Source organism: Bacillus sp. Medicinal_06 (genome assembly GCF_056711665.1).
In genome coordinates, this window is the sequence record NZ_JBWYHD010000005.1 from 152300 (window position 1) to 170199 (window position 17900).

Sequence of the window (17900 nt, forward strand, 5' to 3'; positions counted from 1 at the left end):
GTCTTTCCAAATCTTTTTACCATCACTGCACAAACAGCATAAATCCTCATTTTTTTAATACACATCTAATACGGTACGTGATATTTCAAAAAAACATTTTCATACCCAAAAAACACACGATTTAATCTTTATGATATGATACAATCCATAAGTATATTTGGAGGGATACGATGAAGGATACAAAGAAAAGTAATAACTCTTATTATGCAGTCATATTCACTTCCCAGCTTTCACAAGAAACGGCTGATTATAGCGATGTAGCTGAGGAAATGGAGAAGCTCGCTAAAGAACAACCTGGGTTTATAGACGTTGAAAGCATACGGGATACATCTGGCTTTGGGATTACAATTTCATATTGGGAGTCACTTGAAGCAATTAAACAATGGAGAGAAAATGCAGCACATACTATAGCAAGACAAAGAGGTCGTGAACAATGGTATGAACAGTTCCATATGCGGATTTGCCGTGTTGAAAAAGAATACGATTTTCATAGGAAAGGGGTGTAATTTATGAATCAAAAAGTGGCTCTTATTGTTGTACATGAAATATATGGCGTAAATGAACATATGCAGAATATAGTATCACGTTTTTCTTCAACATCGGTTGATGTATTCTGCCCGAATCTTTTACAACTAGATTCTCCTTTTCATTATGATGAACAAAAAGCTTATTCCCATTTTATGAAAAACGTTGGATTTCAACATGGAAAAGAGAAAATTGAAGAAATGATTCAAACACTTTCAAAAGACTATCTACACATAGGTCTCATAGGTTTTAGTGTTGGAGCAACCATCTCTTGGCTATGCAGTAACCATCCAAAAGTTCATTTTATTATTGGCTGCTACGGCTCTCGAATACGAGACTATTCTTATATTACTCCTACATGTCCTACTCTTTTAATTTTTCCAGAAATAGAATGGAACTGTTCAGTTTCTTCTCTTATTACAACATTGCAAGAACAAAACAACCCATTTCTACATATAAAACAGCTTCCAGGAGATCATGGATTTCTAGATCCTTATACTGTAAAATATAACGAAGAATCTGCAAAACAAGCATATGAAATGATAAATTCCTTTCTTCCAAAAACTATAACAAAACAAATGTATTAAAGGAGTTTTTGTATGTCATTTACACTACTATTACTTACTTTCGTTTTTCTAATCACTCTCATAACATTGGCTTTGATTTTTATCACTCTTAAAAATCAAAAATATTTAAACCGTCCTTATCGACATTCTCTTATCGTTATAACTTTATTTCTTGGACATTGGATCTTAGTTTTGACTAGCTTCTACGCATTACTTCCTGACTATATAAGCGATTTTATTTTTCTACCTATCTGGTATTTTCTTTGTATTTTAGGATTTATGGTTTTCATAAAAGAATGGAAAAATAACCGAATCATCTCTGTATCCGTCGGCGCTTTCTCTTGTATTAGTCTACTCTTTGGTATACTATTACAAGGAATTTCTAAAATGTAAGTTTGTGTTACAGGAGCTGAACTTTTGGAATCAGCTCCTTGTTTACAGAACAGTCCATGTGTTTTACTTAAAAATTACTATGTTCCATCCAAATAGGAATAAATAGATATAGTGCATACGCAATAACCATCCAAATTGTGAAAGATAAAATTTGCTGTGATGAAAGTGCTGAAAAAATGCTAGAAGAATAATAGAGAAGGAAAGTATCTAAAAACAGTCCGATTCCGGTGCCGAAAATCCCTAATTTTATGAGGGCATATCGCGATGAATCTATTTTTTGATACAACCACATTACGATGTATAAAGATAATGCTGTACCGATTTCTAGAAAAAGGAGCCTATTCATAAATGAAGGTGCGGATATTTCTACTAAAACAGCCGCTCCAAATACATAAAAAAATATTGACGCCGCAAACCAAATACCTACAGAAAACAAAATAGTCATCCACAATTTATTCTTCACTATTTTCTTTCCCTTCCTGCAAAGAAACTGCCTTTTCTATAAACATCTCCAATCCATCATACGTTTCTTCCATATTAAACGCTGGATTCAATAATACTTGCAATGCCAATCCATCAATTAATGCATTACACATAACACTCCAAGTTTCATTTGAAATTCCTTCAATCAGTGATGTTTCTCCCCATATTTGCGCTAGTCCCTTTTGTAATTCTTGATTTTCATAATTTAGCAATTCACCAAGTCTTTCTTTTATCGTTTCGTTTTGCAATCCACTGGCTACTAATTGAAAAAACAAATGATGGTACATAGAATCTTGTTTGCATCTACTTTTAGCGGAATGTAACACTTTTTCTATCGAAAAACCCGTTTCAACCTGTGACCACGATGACTTGCAAAATGACTCCGTTACTTCAAGTAATAGTTGCTCCTTCGTTTTAAAATGATAATATACAGTCCCTTGTGTAACATGGGCTCTTTCTGCAACTGCTTTTAACGTTAGCTTTTCCATACCTTGTTCAGCAATCATCTCTTTTGCTGATCGTAGCAATTGTTGCTTATTTACAACATTCGGCTTTGCCATTTTATCCCCTCCTATAATTAAGTTAGTTAGATAACTAACTTAATTATACAGAAAAATCAAACAAATAAAAAGAGGAAGAAAAGCCTAAAATCAACTTCTCTTTCCTCTCGTTTTTTTATGGGATTGCATTGTCATGGAATCACAAGGTGTGTAATATATTTGCGGAGTTGCTTTATTAACAAGCATTGTAAAGGTAAGTAGACCAATAATAAAGAAGATAAATAACGTAAACAGAACAACACCTATTGTTAAAATGAGCATAACACCACCCCTTTTAAAATCAAGATATTACACTTTTCGATATAATATGAGCGAAATCCTTGTTATATGAACAAACGTAACAAAATAATCACAATCACCCCAGTTAACACGGTTCCTAATAAACTCCTTGTATAGATAGCTACAAAAAATGTTGGAATTGCAGCAAGTAAATAATCCCATTGCATAGCTTTATTCATAAAAAGCACTTCAGCAAGAAGCGCTGCAAGTATTGCAATTGGTATATAACTTAACCATTTTAGTCCCCAATCTGGAATTTGTATTTTACTAAATACAATGAGCGGTAATAAACGAGGAATTAAAGTAACTACCCCCGCTCCAATTAAGAGTAATAACACATCTAATCTTACTTCCATTTTTCAATCACCACCCCGATTGTTGCTGCTGTAAGTGTTGCAATTATTACTGCAACGCTTGCTGGAACGAAGAAATGTATGCTATATACAATTACCATTGCTGCAATCGCAACACTAAGATGAATTGCTAATTTTGGATGACTACTCATTAATTGCAGCACAAATAATCCAATAAACATAGCTGGTAATGCATAATCCATACCATACGTATGAGGATTTGGTATCCACTCACCAAAAATACCACCTATGACATTCGCAATGATCCAGTTTAAGTATGCTGTCACATTTAAACCAAGCATCCAGCTCTCACTTAAATACTTCTTTTTTGAAGCTTGCTGAACCGCAAGACCAAATGTTTCATCTGTAATTTGCGAGCCAATGATCATATTTTTCAAGAAAGGGACTTTCATTAAATACGGTGCGAGCGCAGCACTCATTAACAGATGACGTAAATTCACAAAAAATACAGTGAAAATAATTGCAGAAGTAGGTGCTCCAGCTGCAAACATACCAGCGAGTATGAATTGTGAGGAACCAGCATAAATCAAAGTAGACATTAATGCTATTTCTGCTAATGAAAATCCCGCTGTTTTTTCAATTACACCAGCTGCGATACCAATACTTAAATACCCTAGTACAGTTGGTAAACAGTCTTTCACTCCTTGCTGAAATGTTTCATTCCCATGCATCGTCATCTGTGCTTCAGCCCTGGCCATCACTCTTCCCCCTTCGTTTCTTGCATCAAGCGTTTCCCCGTTACAACGTGAACTAAATCTGCATTACCACGCCATAATGCATCTAATTTATCAGGACCAAATTCCTTTGTAATTTCTTCAACCATGATATCATGACGAATATATTCTGTGGCGACAAGCACTAATGCTGGATCATATGTTGTAACAGCCCATGATGTACTATGTTCTGAAAAATTAGCAATAAGTACCTCTTTCCCATCTCGTGCAACAACTGTTAACTGTCCACCCATCCGCTCTTTCACAACATCCGGGGTCATATAATTATGATGAAAAGTTGTGCCAATTTTCATTTGAGGTGCCCCAAAAAGTATTGAAAAAACATGTACACCAGCCTGTTCTATTTTGTGAATAAGAGACTCTAGCTCAGTTACCTGCTGTTCCCATACAGAAATCCATAACTCTTCTTCTGCACGCTCAATCATGTTACTTATTTCCTTTAAAATTTGTTCATCCGTACGAATATGAGAGATTACATCTACTTGGCGCTCTTGCTCCAAACAATTTAATTTTTGATCAAGAAAATCAAATGATTTTTCAAAATCCTTTCTCATGCGGTTCATTAATTCAGTTGCCGATACAGGGACATATTTAACTGGTTCTGAAGGTACTAAATGAGCTGCACCTTTATCCATTAATTTACCGAGTACTTCATAAATCATAGAACGCGGTACTCCTGTTTGCTTACTAATTTCATATCCCGTTGCCGGATAATGCTTTAATAAACCGATGTATGCTTTGCATTCATATTGCGAAAATCCTAACTTTTGCAATTCTTTCATGACTTCATCCACTGTAATCCCTCATTTCAATTTACCTCTATTTGTATTTACATGACAGCACGTACTTCAAAACGACGGTTTTGCTTTCCTTTACTCTTTACTTTATCTATAACAAGAGTGCCAATTTCATTTGTATATTTTACATGCGTTCCCCCACATGCTTGCTCATCAATATCTTGAATAGTTACAATGCGAATTTCTTGGATGGAAGTTGGTAGAAGATTGATTGCTGTTTTAATCATTCCTGCGTGGTTTTCTGCTTCTTCGCGGCTGATAAATCTAGTCGAAATTTCTTTATTTTGCTGAATCAATTGATTCGTCTCTGCTTCAATATCAGCAACTTGTTCGCTCGTTAACTCTTGTAATTCGTTAAAATCAATACGCGCTTTATCAGGGGAAATTTGATTTCCTGTACATAATGCACCGTACTTTTCATATACCACTGCTCCAATAAGGTGTAGTAAAGAATGGTGGCGCATTAAGTTATGACGGCGCTCCCAATCAATTTCTAACTGTACTGGTCCAACCTTAAGATAGGCTCCATCTTTCACATAGTGAACAATTTCACCTTGCTCTTTCTTTACTTTTATAACCTCAAAAGTATGCCCACCTTGTGTAAATACACCTGTATCACATTCCTGTCCTCCACCAGTTGGATAAAATATCGTTTCCCTTACAAATACTCTATCTCCATCAACTTTTGTTACCTCTGTTTGACAGCTTTTTTTATATGCATCTTGTAAAAATAATGCTTCTGTCATGTTCCCACTCCTTTAGTAGTTATTGTTATACCTACTAATATAAAAAGAAAAAAATGATTCGTCAATAAAATTCTGAATTTTTTAATTAACACCAAACAGACTATCTTTATAGCAAGATAGCCTGACTACATTTATTCCTCTGTTAATAACAGCAACTAGCTCTCAGTAGAGAATCTCTTCCTTTCTACTAAGAGCTTCGATACATTATATTTCTATATACTTATTTCAGTTTCTCATATTCTTTCAAAGCATCTTTTAATGTTAAGGTTAATGGTTCTGGAAGACTCTCTAACGAAAACCAACCAATTTCACTAATGGCATGTTGTTCCAAGTTTTCTGCTATCCCATTCGTTACTTTTGCAATATACGTCGGACATACCCAATGCGCTCCTTCATCAGGTAAAATGTGATTCGTCACACATAATAGCGACGTAAGTTCGATCTCTAGTCCTACCTCTTCTTCAATTTCCCTAATAACGGTATCTTCCGCTGTTTCCATCCATTCTATTTTTCCACCAGGGAGACTCCAGTGCCCTTGCTCCGGTCCCTTCTTTCGCTGCACAAGCAGTAATTCACCCTGCTCGTTTAAAATAAATGCCCCGACACCGACACGTGGATATAATTGTTGGTTCATATGAAATTCTCCTCTTAATTAATAAGTTTTCTTAATTTTAACACAAAAAATAATAGAGCTACTTTCTATCAGCTTTATAAAAACTAATAGAAAGTAGCTCTCATTGTTTCATAGACATCATTTGCTCTCTCGTATTCACTTTGTTATGATACACTTTACTTTTTCCCAAATATTGTTTACATATATTTACAAAAGACGGTAATGTTCGAATTTGATCAATATCTGTGCTTTCTATAAAATGATTCATTTGATTTGTCATTTCATTTAGGCTTGAAATGAGTTCTTCTTTTTCACGTCTTAACCTTTCATTTTCATTACGAAGATTTTGAATCTCCTTTTGTATCTCTTGCATACTATCTTCTTTTATATGTCCAGCTGCCATACTTGAAAGTGTATAAATTCCTTTCATAAATTGATATAGTTCTTGTTTCTCTCCCTCTACACCAATTGTTTCAAAATTATCGACAATCCCTGATAATATTGTAACTAAATTTGTTTCTATCTTTTCTTTTTGAGCCACTACGCCCTTTACTTCATCCCTCTTCTCTACATACTGTACCGACTCTTGTTTTTTCTTACGCCCTGGCTTCCCTTTTTTTATATCTTCAAATGGAATTTCTTGATTTTTTAATTTATAATACGTATTTTGCAATTGACTTTCTGTTTTCGGGAATAATTGCAGATTCTCCTTACTAATTGCCTTTGAAGTACCTGAAATATTTAAATTATAATGCTGACAAAATTGGTACGTAGCATATAAAAATTCTAATTCAGATTTCAACCACATTATTTGAGAGTGTTCGTATGCAAATAAACCACCCATCTTTTCAATATCTCTTTGGAAAGCCGTCATTTTACTATATAAATCCATTGATTCTTCATATGTTACATGGAGTTCTTTCTCTATTTTTCTGCATTCTTCTTCTACCTTTTGAACATTGCTTGTTCCATTTGTAATATTTTTCAAAAGATCTAGTACATGAATTGCCGTCTGTTGGTACATTTCTATTCACTCCCACTCAGCATTTTTGCAATTTCCACGCCTTCTTTTTTCTTTTATAAAAATAAAAAAATATTATAAAAATATTTTATAATATTTCTGAATTGTTAGTCAAATGCACGTAAAATTGACACATTCTATTTTTATATTAAGATTATTATATAGTAATATGAGGGGGATCTAGATGGAACATAATATTTTAAAAGTCATTGCACTAGCAGAAAAGCTAAAATATGAAATGAGACATAGCTGGCTTTCAAACGGGCGTCAGGAAAGTGTTGCCGAACACACTTGGCGTATGTCGCTTATGGCTGTTTTAGTTCAGCCTTATTTAGATAAAGAAGTAAACACGGAAAAGTTATTAAAAATGGTTATTATCCATGACCTTGTGGAAGCGGAGGCTGGAGACATCCCTGCTTTTGACACAATGAACAGCGAACAATTACAGCTGCAAAAACAAGAAAATGAACGGAAAGCCATTTTGAATATTAAGCATACATTAGAAGGTTCTCTTGGGGATGAACTATATAATTTATGGATGGAGTTTGAAGCAAAAGAAACATACGAGGCAAAAGTAGCAAACGCTCTTGATAAATTAGAAGTTAAAATTCAGCATAATGAAGCGGACATTGATACGTGGCTTCCAATTGAACATAAAATGACATTCCAAGTTGCTAAACATACAGACTTTGATTCATTCCTATCCAAATTACAAAAAATAATTGAACAAGAAGGCGAAAAGAAACTAATCGCCGCTGGTATTGATGTCGAGGCATGTAAACAGTAACAGCTCATTATTAATGAGCTGTTTTTTCATACTTTAATATGAGTCCTCCCCATCCCTTTTATCGATTTCATTTAACCACATAAAGATTAAAATTATAAATAAGAATCACATTCAAATTATGAGGAGGATTATTTATGATTAAAGGATTATACGAAGCGCATCTACCCGTTCGCAATTTAGAAACATCCATACCATTCTATGAATCATTAGGTTTAAAATTATTTAAAAGATATGAGGATACTGCCTTCTTTTGGATTGTAGAAGAGCAAAGTTGGCTCGGACTTTGGGAAGGAGAAGAATATAAAACTCCGTATCATCCTTCTCTTCGCCATATCGCATTTCAAGTGGACTTCGAGTTTCTTCATACATCTATTCAGTGGCTGAAAGACCGAAACATTGAACCAGTTCCATTTGGGAATCGAACTACCACCGAACCTTTCGTTCGTCCTAACCAAGGCAATGCTTCGGTTTATTTTAAGGATCCTGATGATAATAGTATTGAGTTTATTAGTTTCGTTCATGTTCCTGATGAATTAAAACATATGACAGAGAAACTTTCTTTAGAAGAGTGGAATCAATTTTTAGAAAAGTAACCAAAAAGCTAGCATAAATGATACATATGCTAGCTTTTTTAGTGTTCTATTCAAGTCGCTGTAAATGAGATAGTATATTCTTATTTTCTTTATTTACATTAAAATTGATACTCATATACAATGTAATCAAAAATATTTGTAAATCCTAAGCTCTCTGCTATAGCAATTGAAGGTTTATTCACTTCCATACAGTCCCAATAAGGCACATACCCCTGTTTAAAACATTCTTGAACAAATGCATGTGCGACTTTCTTGGCAAGACTCTTCCCTCTATGTTCCGGAATTGTCTCGATATTTGCCGTATGCGTATTCCCACTTACAAATCCTGAAAAACAAAGACTCACAACTTGATTCCCATGTAAAATGACACATCCGATTCCTTTTTCAAAAAATAATTCTACCGAATTCCAAAATGATGTAATTTGCGAAACGAAAAATGATTGTTCAAGTAAAGAGTATGTCACAAGATTTTCCTTCGTTACTTTTAATACTGTATATGTCTCATTAATCGTTGGTTCATTATATATTTTGTACGCATCTTCATATAATGTGTATACTTTTTGGTTGGATTCCTCGTATGATTGTTCACACAATATTTCTCTAATTGCACAATCCCACCCTACTTGATGACCAAATCCTTCAAACCACTTCAAGTCCAAGCGGTTTGCTTCTTGTGCAATTTGTTCCCTTAAATCTTTTTTTATTTCAAGGTTAAACATTGTATTATTAGCATCACCAATAAATACAAAACCGTCTAAATTCCCAAGCCAAACTAAACCAGACCGCGGTTCGCTTACATTGTCAACAAATATGCGGCCCGAATTATTCCCTTCAATAATCGCTTGCACTTCAATATGCCTTTCCTTGTCTACAAGATGGTTACAATTCATAAACTGATCTTTCTGCAATTCGTATATCATCTTTTTTCTTTCCCTTCCTATTTATCAGAGCTACATATACTCTATGAATCTCTGCAATAACTTTCTATCTTCTGGAAAAGAAAGGATAATACCTTCTATTTCTTCACTGCTTTTCCAACCCACTTCATAAATCAATCCATCCGGATCACAAATTTCTTTATTTCCTCCAATTACCTCTACCACATAATACACAATATGAACATCATATCCATTACTATTGCCCTTCTTTTCGTACACACTTTTGATGATACATACATCATATCCCGTTTCCTCTTTAACCTCTCGTATACAACACTCCTCAAACGTTTCCTCAGACCATTTTCCACCAGATGGAACAGACCATTTTCGTTCTGCTTCTTCCACATCTGGGCGCCCTTGCAATACCATTAACAATTTCCCATCATCATTTTTACATAATGCCGCTGCCCCTTGAAATATTCCCATTTCTCTTCCCCCATCCCTTAAAATAAAACCATATTTCCTGTTCGTTTCGCATGTTTCTCTGCTTTTCGAACAAGCACATATGATACCCCAATTAAAATAATTAATATACTAGCTAACAACCCTAACTCTGGAAGTACATTTATAATACTTTTGCCTTCCATTAATAATGAGCGGAAAATTTGAAGTACATACGTTAATGGAAACAGTGCTGCTAATACTTTACCCCATAGTGGTAATACAATAATTGGAATACGTACACCAGCAAAAAATTGCATCGGTTCTTCTAATATAGTAAATAGGATACTAGCATCCCGTGAAAATAAGAAAATAGTATTTAAGCACCCACCCCACACAACAGCTGAAATGCATAAAATGAGAAAGGCAAATACAATATTTTCAACCGGCGGCATAGGTCTATCATTTAGAAACAATGCGATTAGGATAGAAAAAAATGTGAACATCCAAACTCCTTCTATTAAATTAGCTCCGGCCCTACAGTACATCATCCATACACGTGATGCTGGTGTTAAAAAGATGAGTTCAAGTGTTCCATTTTGGCGTTCCCATGACATTTGCCATGCGGATTGCACGAGGCTCCAAAAAAAAACATATCCGATATAACCAGTAATGAGAAAAAAGCTAATTTGCTTCGGATCCATCCATTTCGCAAGCGGATTACCACTTGATGTATCAAATGGTTTTACAGAAAAATATGCCGTTGCAAAGAGTAGCACTGGCCAAATAAATAACGAAAAATAAACCATCTTACTGTGGAAATGATTACGATGACTCTTTTTCCATTCTGCCAAAAACATATTCATGCACTCACCTCACTTGCAAGTTGTAATATTGCGTCTTCCAATCTAGCTTTATGCGTCTCTAGCTGTAAGATACGAATTTGATATTTTGTTAATAGTGATAATACTATTGTTGTCATATCGAAGGATGCTTTAAGTTCATATCGTATATATTCACCCCTATGTTCTCTTTCAAATTGAATTTCCTTCAGTCCTAACGAATGCTCAAATCTTTCTATTATTTCATCTTGCACACCTGGAATTACAATTTCCAACCGATATTCACGGACAATCGATTGAATAATATTTTCTGGCGTCCCTTCATACAATAATCTCCCCTTTTCAATAATATAAAGACGATTACAAAGCTCCTCTACTTCTTCGAGATAATGGCTTGTTAATAAAATTCCTTTATTTTGTTCCTTTGCCAAACGATAGACCATTTCTCTCAATTTTTTCGCTACAGGTGCATCTAGCCCTAATGTTGGTTCGTCAAGAAATAAATAGTCCGGGTCATTAATAAGGCCTCTTGCAATTTGCAGGCGTTGTTTCATCCCTTTTGAATATCGTTCTACAGGTGTATGAGCTGCTTCTTGTAGTTCTACTTGCTGCAGAAGAAACTGAATACGCTCCTCTAATTCAAATCCTTTTAATCCATACAAACTTCCAAAGTACTGCAAATTTTCATATCCTGTTAAACGCCAATATAACATGCGTTCTCCACCTGCTATCATATTAAGCTTTTTCTTTATAAATAAATCTTGCTTCGTGCTATCCATCCCATCAATTTCAATCGTACCTGAAGTTGGTTCTAGAAGCGTCGCTAGCATTTTTATCGTTGTTGTCTTCCCAGCACCATTCACACCTAATAGTCCTACAATTTCACCTTTTTGAATTGTTAAATCCAATCCATTTACCGCTTCAACTACTCTTTTCTTTTTACGAAAAAAGCCTACTTTCTCTTTCAACTCATACCGCTTTACAAGTTGCTTTGCTTGTATCATACGAAATCCCCCTATGCAAAATTTTTTTCAATCACATACTTCTCCATTCGTTTCATCGTCCATACACCTGCAATAAAATAAGCCACTCCTAATCCTGATAACCACATCAGTTCCATTTGTATGGAAGCTACATTCCCTCCCTCAATCACGCACAATCGAAATGCTGATAAACCATGTGAAAGTGGCATAAATAAACTCATAGGCTGTAAAAATGAAGGCAGATAACCTACTGGAAAGAACACTCCACTTACAAGGCTCATAAAAATAAACAATGTATTTTGCGTTAAATATGTATCCCGAAAATAGAGCATAAAAGCGCCAAGAACTAAAGCTTGGGCAAATATAGCAAAAAAGAAAATAACAAATAAAAGCAATATTGAGGTCATATCCACTTCTCGAAACTGCAATCCAAAAAATAAACCAAAAGTAAAAATCGCAAGAAATTCTAGTCCCACTCGTAATACGCCTTGTGCTGCTGCTCCCAAAAAATACCCTTGCCGAGATGATGGCGTTAATAATAAAACATCAAGTGTCCCTTCCCGAAGTTCCGTAATCAACGTCCGGCTCACAATCATTAATAAAGAAACAGCAAAAGAATAAAAAATAGCTCCTAATATAACATAAGAAAGATAATCATCCGTCTTCCCTAATTTCGTGAAATTCGCATCCAACTTTCCTTGAAACATAAAATGATACGTTAAATAAGCAAACAATACGATATATACACCAGTTAAAATATGTCCTAGAAAAAAGGACCATGGGTATGCTCTACGCATCGTATAAAAATCACGACGAAATGTAGCCTTAAACGTTAGCCACATGTTCTCCCCTCCTCTGTTTTTTGAACAATTGGAAAATCCATAAATTGATCTAAATCAACACGAATTTGTTCTAATCGGTCTCGATTTGTTTTATAAAATACGTAATAACCTTTTCGTTCTTTTTGTATAAGACCTGTAGATTCTAACATTTTTAAATGGTTTGAAACCGTCGATTTTGTAAGGTTATATCGCTCTGTTAATTGCTGCGTGCAAAAAGTTTGAAAGGATAAATCCCTAAGCATTTTTAATCTCGTTTCATCTGATATCGCTTGTAAAATGCGTATAAGATCCTTTGGCACTTCATCTACAAATGAGGATGCAACCTCCACCTCATAGTAAACTTTTATATGAGTAGAAATCAGATTATCTATTAATAAATGAGGTGCAACAAAAGTAGATGGATACAATGTGATTGCTGATAAATCCTCATAACGATATTGCCACGTACGAGCTTTTAAAAATGTTATTTCCTTTTCATCAATTAAAAATCTCGGATGCAAATTTTTAGAAAGAGACAATGGATTTTGTTTAATTATTTCTTTCACATCATATACAGATTGCTCTAACCATGGTTCAATGCGGAACAGCTCACGTGCAAAATAACGCTGATGATACGTAAGTAAAAAATCACAAACCATATCTTTTTCTAAATCCGAAAACATTCCCTGAAATCTCTTGATATTTGTCGCCCGTAATTTTTCAATTCCTTCTTCTACATAAGCTTCTTGCTGAAACTCAGAGCACCAATCTATAAAACGAAACCAATCATCACTTTTTTCATTAGTCTCATATAATACTTCTTTTTCTTCTTTCTCCATCTGATTCAATACATTTTCCGCCCACTTTAATCGTTTCACATGGTGAGCAGGATTACATAACACGTGTAAGCTTATTAACATTTCGCGAAATGGTGAATATACAACTTTGACATGTCGCTGAAACCATGATGTAACTTGCAATATAACTTCTCCTCTCTTTGATTCGTTTTCCATCGAATCAATTTTATAATTTTGCAAAATTATTCAGTATATTAACAACTTACCATGTAAACGTCAATGGAAAATTTGAAATATTTTCATAAAAAAAGCAAATCTGCTCCTCACAAATTTGCTTTCCAATCTTTATCGTTTATTAAACCCTTTTTTATTCAAAAACTCCTTCATATGCATTCGTTTCTCTTTTGACATGAAGGCGCTCATTGATCCTGTCCATGTTACATCCTTTTGATTTGTAGATCTTCCCTTATAATATTCATTCGTTATTCGATCATATTCTTCTAGTAATTCATCATATTTATTTTCGTCATATGCGTTTTCATGTAAAATTGCTGCGACTGGTAAACGCGGTTTCACTGCATGGCTTTCATCAGGTACCCCAACTGTCATTCCAAACACCGGGTACACCTTATCTGGCAGATGAAGCAAATCGCTCACCTCTTTTGGATTATTACGAATTCCTCCAATGTAACAAATACCGTATCCTAGTGATTCTGCAGCAAGCGCTAAGTTTTGTGCAAATAAGGATGCATCTACTGTAGCTACAATAAAGTCCTCTGCGCTATCATGTTTAATTTCTTTTTCATGTTTCTCACATGCTATTTCTAAACGCTTCAAATCTGCGCAGCAAACAAAGAATGCCGCACAATCTTTCACATGACGATTACCTGATAACTCTGCCAATTGCGCTTTTAGTGATTCATCTGTTACATATATAACCGAATACGCTTGGACAAAATGCGATGATGCTGCATGCTGAGCTGCCTGTACCATTCTTTCGATTATATTTTTTGGTATTGGTTCATTTTTATATTTGCGGACTGATGTGTGTCGTTCCATGGTATGTATCGTTTCATTCATACTTTCCCCACCCTTTATAATCTGAATACTTAATAAGTAACACAATCTTTTGCTACATACAAAGGATATGCTCATCGGGTAATAATCATACAAAAGGACCAATCTTTACGATTGATCCTTTTGTACATATTAAGCTGTTCTCAATACTTTAATACCTTTCATAATATTCCATAAGAAATAGTAAATTCCTACAATTGCAAAGACGACATATGTTACAACAATTCCAATTTCAACACTCGTAGACTCTCCAAAGCTTAAACCAAACACACCTGAGAGTGCCAGTCCGCTAAACAAAATTGCAAATGGGAGAACGTGTGTCCACAATGCTTTTTTTGCATGATATTTCACATCATCTTCCGCAATAAAGTAGACGATAATCGGAAATAGAAACGGTGCAAAGAAAATGCTAAAGTAACAAATTGAAGATAAAATATTATTGCCTTTCATACGATTCACCTCTAAAGTTTCATTGTTTTTGTTACCTTTATTATGTCATGCAACTACTTTAGAAACTATCGCTTTACCTTTCACTCAAATTACAGTTTTGTAAGATTTATCCCGCATTAAGGGGCAGTAAGATCCCTATCTCAAAATTCAGCGAAAACAAAGAAGTTAGACAGGGATCAACTGCCCGTAAAAGCCCGATTGGTGAAGACTAATAATCAGTGAAGGATGAAAAACTTCCCCACTGATTAAATTTTCACTTTATCACTATATACGATTCATTAACCAATACTGTGTAATCGCAAAATATTCCCTCACATTTGATTGAATAATAATCGGTTTCGGTGTTTTCGCAGAAAGCCCCTCTACCTTCAGGCCTTGTTTTTCAGCAATTTTTTTGGCCCGAAACATATGAAAGTCATTTGTAACAATCATCCCTTTTTTCTTACTTGCTGGAATAAGTTCCTTTGAGAATTCAATATTTTCATCTGTATTTGTAGAACGATCTTCCATAATAATTCTTTGTTCTGCAATATTTTTCTTCATTAATCCTTGTTTCATAGCCAATGCTTCCGAAATATCTTCACCTTTCCCTTTACCACCAGATACAATGACGATCGTTTGTTCATGTATCTTCAAATATTCCGCAGCTTTATCGATGCGATATTGTAAAGAATAGGAAGGCTCCGTTCCTTTCACCTTCGCACCTAAAAGTATCATGTAGTCTGCATCACCTGGCACTTTCATATGTCCATGCTTATAAATGTTATATTGTAAAATACCCATATAACCTATTACGATCATAATTAAAATCAAGCTATACTTAATAATTTTTTTCTTCTTTAACATCTACACATACTCCTATTTTTCTCTATATTCCCATCATAATATCCACTTGTTTATTTGTACATCCCAACTCTCCAATTCACCCTTATTTATCCTCAAAAGGTAATATTTATAATTGATATGGGAATATTGAGTAAAGTGTACACTATCTACAGCACGAATTTTGTATAAGAGGTGCAGACATTGATTGCTTTTTTATGTAATGTAACATTCTTTTTTTTATTGTTTATTATAGCGATTAAACTATTAGGAAAATCAGCATTGGCACAGCTTACACCACATGATTTTGGTGCCATTATTTTTTTATCCTACTTAGCATTTCAAGCTATACCAGTCGATGGGATATGGGAAGGTATTGTTGGTATGGTTGTTATTACATGTCTTCACCTTTTCATTACGAAGCTTAGTTTACTAAATAAACTCAATCGTTTTATCCTTGGTCAACCTACAATTCTAATTAAACATGGAAATATCCTATTCGAGAACTTAAAACAAAGTAGATATCCAATAGCTGAGTTACTTTCTAACCTTAGAGTAGCGGGATATCCTAACGTAAACGAAATCGAATATGCGATTTTAGAAGCAAATGGCGCAATTAGCATTTTACCTAAAAGAGAACTTGTTCCTCTTACTCCTAAAGATATGGATATAGATGTTACATATGCCGGTCTACCAATCGCCCTTATTGTTGATGCGCATATCCAATATGATAATTTAAAATTAATCCATAAAAATGAGAAATGGCTCCGTAATGAATTACTAAAAAAAGGATTTGAAGACATCCAAAACGTTGCATTTGCTTCTGTTCAAGAAACAGATGGCTCTTTTACAGTTAGTTTAAAAAATAAGAAATCCCCTTAATTTATTAAGGGGATTTCTATCATACTACATGCTCTCTTTCTATATTCCGTACTGATACAGGATGAGAAACACGATTCATTCCAAATACGATAATCGCTGTTAGTAACTCTGCGACTGGCATTACAAGCCAAATTCCATTTACACCAAACAACTTTGGCATAATCCATAGGAGTGGAATAATGAGTAATAAACCACGGCTCAAAATAATAAAGATGGACTTTCTTGTTTGTCTCACTGACTGAAAATATTCTCCATATACAATGTTATAACCTAAAAATACATATTGAATAAAGAAAAGACTAATCCCCGTTACAGTTAGTGTAAGTAATTCTGTTGATTGGACATCAAATAGACCAATAATGTATTTCCCAAAGAATAATCCAATCACAATCGCCACACATCCAAGTGTAACAGCTATTTTTACCGCAAAGTGTAATCCTTCTTTCAACCGTTCAGGTAAATTTGCCCCGTAATGAAAACTTGCAATTGGTTGTAATGCTGCTCCAACGCCAAAGAACAACAATAGTGTCATCGAGTGAATACTATTGACCATTGCATATGAGGCAACACCTAATTCTCCCGCATATTGAATAAAGGCTATATTAAATCCAATTGTTACAATTGCTACTGTTATTTCTGCGGTGAAACTTGGAAAACCAATCACCATAATTTGTTTAACTGTATTCCATTCAAAATGAAATTTCGTCCATTTTAAAATACTACTTTTTCTAAAGAAATGACTTAGTAATACAAGAAAACCAATTGCTGCTGACAAAATAGTCGCTGCTGCCGCCCCTGTTACGCCCCAACCAAACATAAAAATAAAGATATAATCAAAGACAATATTTAATAACGCTGTTACAACAAGCCCCGCCATCGCTAAATTTGGATTTCCATCGTTTCGTATAAATGTACTTAAAATATTTTCTAATACGTATATCATTCCAAATGTTAATAATACAGTTAGATAGTCTAAGGCATACGGCAAGATTACTTCATTCGCTCCAAATAAATAAGCTAAATCTTCTATTGTCCATAAACAAATAGCCATTAATAAACCAACAATTACAACAGCTACTATCATAGATTGTGTAAAGATTGATCTTGCTCGCTCTATTTTATTTTCACCTAATGCAATAGAGTATAGTGTAGCCCCGCCCATTCCAATCCACAATGATATAGAGAAAAAAATGGAAAAGGCTGGGACAGCAACGTTTACTCCAGCTAAGCCATTCGCTCCGACGCCCCTGCTAATCATAACGGCATCGATTACAATATTCACCGACATTAATACCATTCCAAGAACCGATGGTATTAAATAAGATATAAATAAACTTTTTATTGGTCTTTCTCTTAACTTCTCAGTTGTTTCCATAACAAAATGCTCCTTTACAATTCTCTGTTCACATTTTAAACCTTCAAGTTACTTGAAGGTC

General features: G+C 34.5%; 25 protein-coding genes. 6 read left to right on the forward strand and 19 right to left on the reverse strand.

The features are described from left to right. Nucleotides 1-170 precede the first annotated feature (170 nt). Genes AC1M36_RS13630 through AC1M36_RS13640 form a run of 3 tightly spaced genes read left to right on the forward strand, consistent with a single transcriptional unit; the run spans nt 171 to nt 1484 of the window. Nucleotides 171-506 (forward strand): antibiotic biosynthesis monooxygenase family protein, encoded by a 336-nt coding sequence (locus tag AC1M36_RS13630; protein ID WP_336451867.1) that lies wholly within the window; start codon nt 171-173, stop codon nt 504-506. A 3-nt stretch (nt 507-509) separates the two neighbouring features. Then, nucleotides 510-1112, forward strand: coding sequence for a dienelactone hydrolase family protein (locus AC1M36_RS13635; RefSeq protein WP_336451866.1), 603 nt, complete (start codon nt 510-512; stop codon nt 1110-1112). Nucleotides 1113-1124: 12 nt separating this feature from the next. Next, nucleotides 1125-1484, forward strand: coding sequence for a hypothetical protein (locus AC1M36_RS13640; RefSeq protein WP_336451865.1), 360 nt, complete (start codon nt 1125-1127; stop codon nt 1482-1484). A gap of 67 nt (nt 1485-1551) precedes the next feature. Here AC1M36_RS13640 and AC1M36_RS13645 read toward each other — a convergent pair whose 3' ends face one another. From AC1M36_RS13645 to AC1M36_RS13685, 9 genes are all read right to left on the reverse strand, one after another. After that, nucleotides 1552-1947 (reverse strand): hypothetical protein, encoded by a 396-nt coding sequence (locus AC1M36_RS13645; protein WP_336451864.1) that lies wholly within the window; start codon nt 1945-1947, stop codon nt 1552-1554. Next, on the reverse strand, nt 1937-2527 hold the full coding sequence (locus AC1M36_RS13650; protein ID WP_336451863.1) for a TetR/AcrR family transcriptional regulator: 591 nt from the start codon (nt 2525-2527) through the stop codon (nt 1937-1939). Before AC1M36_RS13650 ends, AC1M36_RS13645 begins: the two co-directional genes overlap by 11 nt. Nucleotides 2528-2617: 90 nt before the next feature. Continuing rightward, nucleotides 2618-2788, reverse strand: a complete 171-nt coding sequence (locus tag AC1M36_RS13655; RefSeq protein ID WP_336451862.1) for a DUF3951 domain-containing protein — start codon at nt 2786-2788, stop codon at nt 2618-2620. A 62-nt stretch (nt 2789-2850) separates the two neighbouring features. Beyond that, on the reverse strand, nt 2851-3162 hold the full coding sequence (locus AC1M36_RS13660) for an AzlD domain-containing protein (RefSeq protein ID WP_336451861.1): 312 nt from the start codon (nt 3160-3162) through the stop codon (nt 2851-2853). Continuing rightward, nucleotides 3153-3878 (reverse strand): AzlC family ABC transporter permease, encoded by a 726-nt coding sequence (locus tag AC1M36_RS13665; RefSeq protein ID WP_336451860.1) that lies wholly within the window; start codon nt 3876-3878, stop codon nt 3153-3155. Before AC1M36_RS13665 ends, AC1M36_RS13660 begins: the two co-directional genes overlap by 10 nt. Next, nucleotides 3878-4708, reverse strand: a complete 831-nt coding sequence (locus tag AC1M36_RS13670; protein ID WP_336451859.1) for a TrmB family transcriptional regulator — start codon at nt 4706-4708, stop codon at nt 3878-3880. The genes AC1M36_RS13665 and AC1M36_RS13670 overlap by 1 nt, the downstream gene beginning before the upstream one ends. A gap of 35 nt (nt 4709-4743) precedes the next feature. Beyond that, nucleotides 4744-5457 (reverse strand): alanyl-tRNA editing protein, encoded by a 714-nt coding sequence (locus tag AC1M36_RS13675; RefSeq protein ID WP_336451858.1) that lies wholly within the window; start codon nt 5455-5457, stop codon nt 4744-4746. A gap of 220 nt (nt 5458-5677) precedes the next feature. Then, nucleotides 5678-6091, reverse strand: a complete 414-nt coding sequence (locus AC1M36_RS13680; protein ID WP_479845951.1) for an NUDIX hydrolase — start codon at nt 6089-6091, stop codon at nt 5678-5680. Nucleotides 6092-6191: 100 nt separating this feature from the next. Continuing rightward, entirely contained in the window at nt 6192-7094 is a 903-nt protein-coding gene (locus AC1M36_RS13685) for a DNA-binding domain-containing protein (RefSeq protein ID WP_479845952.1), read from the reverse strand. 181 nt (nt 7095-7275) lie between these two features. Here AC1M36_RS13685 and AC1M36_RS13690 point away from each other — a divergent pair, with 181 nt between their 5' ends. Continuing rightward, on the forward strand, nt 7276-7878 hold the full coding sequence (locus tag AC1M36_RS13690; protein ID WP_479845953.1) for an HD domain-containing protein: 603 nt from the start codon (nt 7276-7278) through the stop codon (nt 7876-7878). Between the two features lie 134 nt (nt 7879-8012). Continuing rightward, nucleotides 8013-8471, forward strand: coding sequence for a VOC family protein (locus AC1M36_RS13695; RefSeq protein ID WP_479845954.1), 459 nt, complete (start codon nt 8013-8015; stop codon nt 8469-8471). Nucleotides 8472-8569: 98 nt separating this feature from the next. Here AC1M36_RS13695 and AC1M36_RS13700 read toward each other — a convergent pair whose 3' ends face one another. The 9 genes from AC1M36_RS13700 to AC1M36_RS13740 form a co-directional block, all read right to left on the reverse strand. Next, nucleotides 8570-9391, reverse strand: coding sequence for a GNAT family N-acetyltransferase (locus AC1M36_RS13700; RefSeq protein ID WP_479845955.1), 822 nt, complete (start codon nt 9389-9391; stop codon nt 8570-8572). Nucleotides 9392-9421: 30 nt separating this feature from the next. Beyond that, a complete protein-coding gene (locus tag AC1M36_RS13705; protein ID WP_336451854.1) occupies nt 9422-9835 on the reverse strand; it encodes an NUDIX hydrolase in 414 nt (137 codons plus the stop codon). A 17-nt stretch (nt 9836-9852) separates the two neighbouring features. Next, nucleotides 9853-10656: an ABC transporter permease gene (locus AC1M36_RS13710; protein ID WP_336451853.1), complete on the reverse strand. Its 804-nt coding sequence runs from the start codon at nt 10654-10656 to the stop codon at nt 9853-9855. Further along, the gene (locus AC1M36_RS13715) at nt 10653-11636 is read right to left on the reverse strand and encodes an ABC transporter ATP-binding protein (protein ID WP_479845956.1); all 984 of its coding nucleotides are present in this window, start codon (nt 11634-11636) and stop codon (nt 10653-10655) included. The genes AC1M36_RS13710 and AC1M36_RS13715 overlap by 4 nt, the downstream gene beginning before the upstream one ends. An 11-nt stretch (nt 11637-11647) precedes the next feature. Next, nucleotides 11648-12457, reverse strand: coding sequence for an ABC transporter permease (locus AC1M36_RS13720; protein WP_479845957.1), 810 nt, complete (start codon nt 12455-12457; stop codon nt 11648-11650). Further along, nucleotides 12448-13416 carry an ArsR/SmtB family transcription factor gene (locus AC1M36_RS13725; RefSeq protein WP_479845958.1) on the reverse strand — a complete coding sequence of 323 codons (969 nt, stop codon included), beginning with the start codon at nt 13414-13416 and terminating at the stop codon, nt 12448-12450. Before AC1M36_RS13725 ends, AC1M36_RS13720 begins: the two co-directional genes overlap by 10 nt. A gap of 162 nt (nt 13417-13578) precedes the next feature. Continuing rightward, nucleotides 13579-14313, reverse strand: coding sequence for an oxygen-insensitive NADPH nitroreductase (gene nfsA / locus AC1M36_RS13730; RefSeq protein ID WP_336451849.1), 735 nt, complete (start codon nt 14311-14313; stop codon nt 13579-13581). Between the two features lie 129 nt (nt 14314-14442). Then, nucleotides 14443-14760 carry a magnetosome magnetite crystal formation protein family gene (locus AC1M36_RS13735; protein ID WP_336451848.1) on the reverse strand — a complete coding sequence of 106 codons (318 nt, stop codon included), beginning with the start codon at nt 14758-14760 and terminating at the stop codon, nt 14443-14445. A gap of 264 nt (nt 14761-15024) precedes the next feature. Continuing rightward, nucleotides 15025-15606: a YdcF family protein gene (locus AC1M36_RS13740; RefSeq protein WP_336451847.1), complete on the reverse strand. Its 582-nt coding sequence runs from the start codon at nt 15604-15606 to the stop codon at nt 15025-15027. Between the two features lie 180 nt (nt 15607-15786). Between AC1M36_RS13740 and AC1M36_RS13745 the strand changes: the two genes are divergently transcribed. Further along, nucleotides 15787-16464 carry a DUF421 domain-containing protein gene (locus AC1M36_RS13745; RefSeq protein WP_336451846.1) on the forward strand — a complete coding sequence of 226 codons (678 nt, stop codon included), beginning with the start codon at nt 15787-15789 and terminating at the stop codon, nt 16462-16464. A gap of 19 nt (nt 16465-16483) precedes the next feature. On the opposite strand, the gene AC1M36_RS13750 is transcribed toward AC1M36_RS13745, so the two are convergent. Continuing rightward, complete coding sequence (locus tag AC1M36_RS13750; RefSeq protein ID WP_479845959.1) at nt 16484-17839, reverse strand: MATE family efflux transporter; 1356 nt, start codon at nt 17837-17839, stop codon at nt 16484-16486. Between the last annotated feature and the right edge of the window lie 61 nt (nt 17840-17900).

What these genes read in the sequence shown, in the direction of transcription:
- AC1M36_RS13630 (WP_336451867.1), top strand. Translation starts at nt 171, where the DNA reads ATGAAGGATACAAAGAAAAGTAATAACTCTTATTATGCAGTCATATTC.
- AC1M36_RS13635 (WP_336451866.1), top strand. Translation starts at nt 510, where the DNA reads ATGAATCAAAAAGTGGCTCTTATTGTTGTACATGAAATATATGGCGTA.
- AC1M36_RS13640 (WP_336451865.1), top strand. Translation starts at nt 1,125, where the DNA reads ATGTCATTTACACTACTATTACTTACTTTCGTTTTTCTAATCACTCTC.
- AC1M36_RS13650 (WP_336451863.1), bottom strand. Translation starts at nt 2,527, where the DNA reads ATGGCAAAGCCGAATGTTGTAAATAAGCAACAATTGCTACGATCAGCA.
- AC1M36_RS13655 (WP_336451862.1), bottom strand. Translation starts at nt 2,788, where the DNA reads ATGCTCATTTTAACAATAGGTGTTGTTCTGTTTACGTTATTTATCTTC.
- AC1M36_RS13660 (WP_336451861.1), bottom strand. Translation starts at nt 3,162, where the DNA reads ATGGAAGTAAGATTAGATGTGTTATTACTCTTAATTGGAGCGGGGGTA.
- AC1M36_RS13665 (WP_336451860.1), bottom strand. Translation starts at nt 3,878, where the DNA reads ATGGCCAGGGCTGAAGCACAGATGACGATGCATGGGAATGAAACATTT.
- AC1M36_RS13675 (WP_336451858.1), bottom strand. Translation starts at nt 5,457, where the DNA reads ATGACAGAAGCATTATTTTTACAAGATGCATATAAAAAAAGCTGTCAA.
- AC1M36_RS13680 (WP_479845951.1), bottom strand. Translation starts at nt 6,091, where the DNA reads ATGAACCAACAATTATATCCACGTGTCGGTGTCGGGGCATTTATTTTA.
- AC1M36_RS13685 (WP_479845952.1), bottom strand. Translation starts at nt 7,094, where the DNA reads ATGTACCAACAGACGGCAATTCATGTACTAGATCTTTTGAAAAATATT.
- AC1M36_RS13690 (WP_479845953.1), top strand. Translation starts at nt 7,276, where the DNA reads ATGGAACATAATATTTTAAAAGTCATTGCACTAGCAGAAAAGCTAAAA.
- AC1M36_RS13695 (WP_479845954.1), top strand. Translation starts at nt 8,013, where the DNA reads ATGATTAAAGGATTATACGAAGCGCATCTACCCGTTCGCAATTTAGAA.
- AC1M36_RS13700 (WP_479845955.1), bottom strand. Translation starts at nt 9,391, where the DNA reads ATGATATACGAATTGCAGAAAGATCAGTTTATGAATTGTAACCATCTT.
- AC1M36_RS13705 (WP_336451854.1), bottom strand. Translation starts at nt 9,835, where the DNA reads ATGGGAATATTTCAAGGGGCAGCGGCATTATGTAAAAATGATGATGGG.
- AC1M36_RS13710 (WP_336451853.1), bottom strand. Translation starts at nt 10,656, where the DNA reads ATGAATATGTTTTTGGCAGAATGGAAAAAGAGTCATCGTAATCATTTC.
- AC1M36_RS13715 (WP_479845956.1), bottom strand. Translation starts at nt 11,636, where the DNA reads ATGATACAAGCAAAGCAACTTGTAAAGCGGTATGAGTTGAAAGAGAAA.
- AC1M36_RS13720 (WP_479845957.1), bottom strand. Translation starts at nt 12,457, where the DNA reads ATGTGGCTAACGTTTAAGGCTACATTTCGTCGTGATTTTTATACGATG.
- nfsA (WP_336451849.1), bottom strand. Translation starts at nt 14,313, where the DNA reads ATGAATGAAACGATACATACCATGGAACGACACACATCAGTCCGCAAA.
- AC1M36_RS13735 (WP_336451848.1), bottom strand. Translation starts at nt 14,760, where the DNA reads ATGAAAGGCAATAATATTTTATCTTCAATTTGTTACTTTAGCATTTTC.
- AC1M36_RS13740 (WP_336451847.1), bottom strand. Translation starts at nt 15,606, where the DNA reads ATGTTAAAGAAGAAAAAAATTATTAAGTATAGCTTGATTTTAATTATG.
- AC1M36_RS13750 (WP_479845959.1), bottom strand. Translation starts at nt 17,839, where the DNA reads ATGGAAACAACTGAGAAGTTAAGAGAAAGACCAATAAAAAGTTTATTT.